Here is a 6,154-nt window from a genome sequence, read left to right as displayed (position 1 = left end):
TTCTTTTTTTCCCTGTTTGCTTCCACAATAAGGACATCTGATGAGATTATCTAATATATCATTTCCACAATTGCTACACTTCTTCATCCTTATCTCCTTGTGTTTTTAGTATATAACTGCCTTAACAAAGGCAAAGCCTTCTGCCTTTCGACAGAAGGCTCCAGCCTCATCCATAGAAATCCGAAAATAAATATTCTCCGACTTTAATAAACTGTAAAATAATATCTTCGTGATTGAACAGCATCTCCAAGTGCATTGTAACCTGTCATTTGATAATAGTATTTTCCTGATCTGAGATGTGAGAAATATAAGGTAAACTGGTATTTAAAATTAGTCATGTTCGGGCTACCTTCTCTTCCTGCATATGTTCTATTTCCATCTAAATCATATACCTCCATGACCATTTTGGTAACTGGATAGGTAGATGCAACTGTACCGGATACTCTATATGTTGTTGAACGTCTGTACCATCCCTGCGGAGCATTATTATTCGTCACTTTTAATGTAAATGAAGGTTTGTTTACACGAATAAATCTCCATTTCTGGTTAATACCATAATTCAGAGAATACACTATTACATTATTTCCTAACTGTGTACTTCCTTTGCTGTTATCAAGATACTTACCATTTGCTCTATTTCTGAGATAATAATATCCATTATTGGCATATCTCATTTCCCACTGGGCATTATAAGAACTATATCCACTCCACTGATGAACATTATCATTCTCTTTTCTGTGCAGGTATAATCCTGAATGTACGGCTCTGATAGAATAATATCCATTTCCTCTGTACTGTACGTAGAAAATCTGATTCGTTGTCTGATTTTTCTGATATATTTCCAGATTTCCACCATTGCTTAAACTTGCATTATTGATATCCAATACACGTGAATAACTATTACCTGACTGGATCATATAATATCCATCACTGATTGGTCTGCCGGCTGCATAAATATTCTTACTGCCGGATAGTGTCATCAGAAGAAACATAACAAGCATACTAATGACTATCATTACTGTTTTTTTCATCTGGTTTTCTTTTGATTCTCTTTTATACATAGACTTTCTCCTCCTGTATTCCGGGAAGCTGAACTTCAGTCTCAGTCATTTCCCTTATTTTTATTATGTTTTTCTTATTTAGTAATCCTCCTTCCTGTTTGTATTAATCATACTGCAGTCTTTTGTCTCAGGCTTTGTTGCGCTTCGCAATTTTGCACATAGAATTTCGTTCATCAAGTAACTGCTGAAATTCCTGACATTTGCCTTTTACTGCTACAGCATCATTCGCTTTTACCGACTCTTTTATTTCGCCAAAAACACTGTATAATTCTGATTCTTTCTCAAATACATTTGCAGAACTGGTTGGATCACTGAAGCGTACAGCTTCCGATATTTTGTTTATATAGGAAGCTATTTCCCTGTCAGCTATATTTCTCTTTAATGTGGTTGTTTCTGCATAGAGTTTGCGCATGAATCCAACTTTTTCTTCATGTCTGATATCCTGTTCTTCCACATAGTTTCTGGTAGTTTCCGCAGCTATCAGTCCAATACCGGCCGCACCATATAAAACTACATAGACAATGACCGGAAGCCATAATGGGAAAATTAAAACAACGCCTGATATCAAAATGAATATAACCGCACATGCTGTTATTGCACCGAGATATCGTAAGCCTACGCTCATAATCGGCCATCCATAAACTTTGCTGGTAACATTTGTACCTTTTTTCATCGCAATTCCGGATATCGGTATCTGCGCTGCTATTGCTAACAAAACAGCAATATCCGAAATCCACACAACAGGTGTTTTATAAATTGGCAGTGCAAATACAATAACGTTAAAAACAACCATTAATATTCCACATATTGCCGGTATTTTCCATGACTGTTTCATCGACGTCACTCCTCTCTCTTCTTGCCACATTCCGGACAGAATTTTCCGGTTATGTTCTTTTCACCACAGGAACAATCCCAGGTTATTTGTTTTTCAGGACGTTTTGCTCCACATTCCGGGCAAAACTTTCCAGTGAGCCCCTTCTGACCACATGTACAATCCCATGTTTCCGCTTTTACAGGTTCCGGGCGTTTCGCTCCACACTCTGGGCAGAATTTCCCGGTAAGTCCTTTCTGACCACATATGCAGTCCCATGTTTCTGCATTTTCAGATATTGGCTGTGGCTTTTCTGTACCACATATATGGCAAAACTTTCCAGCAAGTCCTCTCTGACCACATTTCGGACAATCCCAGGCTCCTGTTATTCCATTATTAATGTTTTGTCCCATCTGGGAAGCTGTTTCTGTTATCGGCTGTATTGCTTCTTTTGTCATTCCAATGACTCCGCTCATTGCACCAAGACCGATACCAAGACTTGCAATATCTCCAATTCCACCGCTGCCTCCACCTGTCAGTCCGTTTTTCATAGCACCAACTCCAACCTGGCGGGCTGTCTCCTGCTGATATGTATATCCCTTCATTCTCATTTCTGCTGCTTCTGCCTCTGCTTTCATGCGATAAGCTTCGGCTTCCGCTTCTTTCTGAATCTTTAAGGCTGCGGCATCTCCCTGAGCTCCGATGATTTTCATCTGTGCTTCAGTCTGTGCCTCAATTGTCATTCGCTCTCTGGCTGCTTTTGCAGTTGCTTCTTTCACCTGCTCTTCTTTGACATTAAGGAATTGCTGAGAATACAGAGATTTCATTCTCATATAATCCTCATGCGCAGGATCATCCGGGTCATCTTCAGGAGTTACAAAACGTGTAATATAGAATTCCGGCATTGTTAAGCCGTACTCTTCCAATCCCACATTAATCTTCTCACCAAGTGCTTCTGACATTTTTTCTGTCTGAGCATCAATTTCAAGAATACTGATTGCTTCTTCTTTTATCACATTGGCAAGATAATTTTTTACTCTCGTTACGATCAGAGATCTGAAATATTTTTTAAATTCACCCGATTTTGAATCATAAGAATTTTTATGTCTGGCTTTTTCAAATTCTTCCCGACTTTCCAGATGCTGTTTTGCTTCAACAATTAGCCCGTTTGTAGTTCCGACGCTTTTCAGAAGCAGCCTTCTGGAATCTGTAACTTTAATATTAAATTCACCGCTTGCACCAACAGAAATATGCATTCCGGATGCCGGGTCAAACAGTCTGACTTTTGTATCAGTTCCCCATTTTACACCCATTATTGTTGCGGTATTAATAAAATATACTTCACAATGAAACGTTGCCTTTGCATCACCTGTCGGCATATGGTATATCTGATTCATTAAAGGAAGATTCTGAGTTTCCAGTGTATATCTTCCAGGTCCAAATAAATCCAGTGCTTCTCCGTCTTTAAAGAAAACGGCTTCCTGGCTTTCATGTACGATAAGCTGCGTCCCTGTGCTGAAGTCTTCTATCGGATGTTTCCATATAAGAGTGTTGTTGTCACCTTCATATTTCAGTTCGCTGATCAGCCCTTGCTTTGCATAGCGATCCTTTGCAATTTCTCTTTGAACATCTATATGGTTATCACATACAGGGCATGTATACTTCTCTGTTCCTTCTGTTACACTTAATCCAATTCCACATTCCGGACACTTAAATGAAACAACCCTGTTTTCCGCATTTGGCTCTATTTTCTTTTTGCACACCGGGCATACCGGAATACTTTTTCCCTGATCATAAACTACAGAATTTCCACAACTCGGACATATGGATGAGGTCATTCTTTCAGATTTTACATTGATCACATTTCCACAATTGCAGGTTACCTTATTCTGTACAAGTCCTCGAAGTCCGTTATATGCAGTCACATATTGATTGCATTTCGGACACATAATTGCAAATTTTCCCATTTCTAATCTCCAGTATCTTCAAGTATAATAATCATCTTTTCAAATTGAGCAGGCATATTATCCGTTCATTTTTACAGATATCTAAAATGACATTCTGTTTAATTCTTCCTGGATAGCTGTTCGTTTCATTACAGACAGTTTATCTGAAACTTCCTCAGAATTATCTTCCAGAGACTGCATCTGTCGTTCCATCCACTCAACATTTTTCTGTGTTTCCTCAATTTCTTTTTTATGATCATTCGTCATGTTCTGCGCATAACTAATTGCTTCCATAGATGCAGTAATTACCTCTTCTTTTGGTTTTCCCATACATCCTTCTGCGATTTTCTTTACAATCGGAATCACAAATTTATTCACAACAAATTTGTACAGAACAACTATCAGCACTACACAGAAAATCCCATTTGCAGTATCCCCATCTTTCCAAAATCCAATTGTCCATGGAAGAAGCCATAATAAGAACAATGCTATGACCACATAACCCGAAACTACTCCAATCGCTGATGCCTTGGCACTCTTAGCAAGAACTTCCTGATTTGCCTGAATATTCTGTATAAAGCCATTGATTTCATTCTGCAGATTCACTATATGCTGTCGTTCCTCCTGAACAGTTTTGGACAATGCATCTATTTTATTTTGTATGACATACTTTGCATATTCCTTATTTTCATGGATAATTTTCTGATTAAATGCTTTTAATTTTTTCTTTATCTGCGGTTCTCCATATTCCACGGCATGTCTGTAATCTGCTTCATCAGATAATGCATAAGTTTCTCTCTCCAGATCATCAATATCCGTTACGCCTCTTTTGATCATCAGTCTTCCGAGATATGCTCCCCCTGAATGTGGGTCAATATTCAGAACCTGATTAAATACATCATTTGCTTCTTTAAAATTCTTATCTTTCAGGCAGATATATCCTCTCTCGATCATACCTCCTGTACTGGCGTGTCCCATCCCGGAAGCTGCTGAAACAGGTGCTACTTTCTTCCTGTGGCTGGACATGATTTTACTGATACCATGAAGCAAATCCTGCTGAAATCCGATTTTTTCTGCATCCTGCGCCTGCAAATGACGTCCGTTGATTTCCTGCGGTATATCGTATGGATCCATTTTGGAGTATACTGGGATCAGAGTTTTCGTATTCTCTTCTTCATCCATCATAGCCAGATATCTCATCCATTCATTGCGTACCCAAGGCGCATTCATATGTTCGCGGCTGGTTCCAACAAGCAACATAATTTTAGCGCTTCTCAACGCAGAATAAATAATGGGCTCATAGTCTTCACCTAAACGATTTTCCAGTGTTATTCTTGAAAAGAATACTTTATATCCTTCTTTTGTCAGTCTGGAATAAATATCCTGTGCTATTACACTGTCTTCTGTTCGCTGACTCGTTCCTTCTTCAAGTTCTTTATAACTTATAAAAATATCAAAAGGTTCTTCTTTCTGTGCAAGCTGGAAGATTTTTTTCTGAATTTCAGCTATTTCTGCTGCTTCCTCTTCATGCTGTTTTCGTGCTGCCGGTTTTGCTTTCTGACATGCAAGCTGATAATCAGAATCATCAAAAATAGGTTTTGGTATTGTGCGGTGACATGTTGGAACCATTTTTTTAGTTTTCGGATCTTCTACGTATTCAATTCCATATCTGCATAACACCAGTCCCCAGTATGCTTCTGCTTCATTAGGGAATTCTTTTACCATGTTGTTGTAAACATCAGCGGCTCTGTCAAAAAGATTACTTTTACGATATTGATTTGCCCGGTTATAAAGTTCTGCTTTCCTTTCATTGTTCTCCAGCGGAACTGTCTGCCGACTGCCACAGTATTCGCATTCACAGAGACCATTCTCTTCATCAATGATCTGCAGATCTCCTTTGCACATTTTACATTTGTAGACCATGCTGCTCCCCCTTTGTGTCATATTTTCCTTAATAACTGCATATACTTTTGTAGTATTTATAATCTTATTCGTATTATTTTATAGTTTTATATATCTTACAAAAAGTATAAAGTTACTGCTCACTTTTTCAGAAATTTTCATGCAAATTACATAAGTGAACAGTTTTTTTAATTATAACCTACTATATAGTAAACAGCAAATTTTTAGCTTGATTCAAATCAAGTCATTACATGTTATATTTTGTTCAATCCTATACTTTTAATATCTCAATATAAGTCAGTAAATGTCATATAATGTCGAAAAAAGCATTCTGGTGATATGTCAAGAGAAATTTAAAATAGTTTTTGATATGTTTTTCCTAAAAAAGGGCGCACTTCACCGTCGCTCATTAATCATCTTTTTGAAAAATGAGC

Annotated in this window: 5 protein-coding genes; all 5 read right to left on the bottom strand. The window is 37.8% G+C overall.

From position 1 onward, the window contains the following. A partial coding sequence (locus ACTNES_RS18835) for a zinc-ribbon domain-containing protein (protein ID WP_441040372.1) occupies nucleotides 1-87 on the bottom strand: 87 nt, incomplete at its 3' end. Between the two features lie 116 nt (nucleotides 88-203). Then, complete coding sequence (locus ACTNES_RS18830) at nucleotides 204-1,061, bottom strand: RICIN domain-containing protein (RefSeq protein WP_441040371.1); 858 nt, start codon at nucleotides 1,059-1,061, stop codon at nucleotides 204-206. 127 nt (nucleotides 1,062-1,188) lie between these two features. Beyond that, nucleotides 1,189-1,896 carry a hypothetical protein gene (locus tag ACTNES_RS18825; protein WP_441040370.1) on the bottom strand — a complete coding sequence of 236 codons (708 nt, stop codon included), beginning with the start codon at nucleotides 1,894-1,896 and terminating at the stop codon, nucleotides 1,189-1,191. A gap of 5 nt (nucleotides 1,897-1,901) precedes the next feature. Then, entirely contained in the window at nucleotides 1,902-3,839 is a 1,938-nt protein-coding gene (locus tag ACTNES_RS18820; RefSeq protein WP_441040369.1) for an SPFH domain-containing protein, read from the bottom strand. Nucleotides 3,840-3,920: 81 nt separating this feature from the next. Further along, nucleotides 3,921-5,741, bottom strand: coding sequence for a TIR domain-containing protein (locus tag ACTNES_RS18815; protein WP_441040368.1), 1,821 nt, complete (start codon nucleotides 5,739-5,741; stop codon nucleotides 3,921-3,923). Between the last annotated feature and the right edge of the window lie 413 nt (nucleotides 5,742-6,154).

This window comes from Blautia sp. HCP3S3_D9 (assembly GCF_052063845.1).
Lineage (GTDB): Bacteria > Bacillota > Clostridia > Lachnospirales > Lachnospiraceae > Blautia_A.
The sequence above is the reverse complement of the archived record's forward strand: the minus strand, read 5'-3'. Positions and strand labels throughout refer to the sequence as shown.

Excerpts from the sequence above, each read along its gene's own strand:
- ACTNES_RS18825 (WP_441040370.1), bottom strand. The coding sequence starts at position 1,896 with ATGAAACAGTCATGGAAAATACCGGCAATATGTGGAATATTAATGGTT.
- ACTNES_RS18815 (WP_441040368.1), bottom strand. The coding sequence starts at position 5,741 with ATGGTCTACAAATGTAAAATGTGCAAAGGAGATCTGCAGATCATTGAT.
- ACTNES_RS18820 (WP_441040369.1), bottom strand. The coding sequence starts at position 3,839 with ATGGGAAAATTTGCAATTATGTGTCCGAAATGCAATCAATATGTGACT.
- ACTNES_RS18830 (WP_441040371.1), bottom strand. The coding sequence starts at position 1,061 with ATGTATAAAAGAGAATCAAAAGAAAACCAGATGAAAAAAACAGTAATG.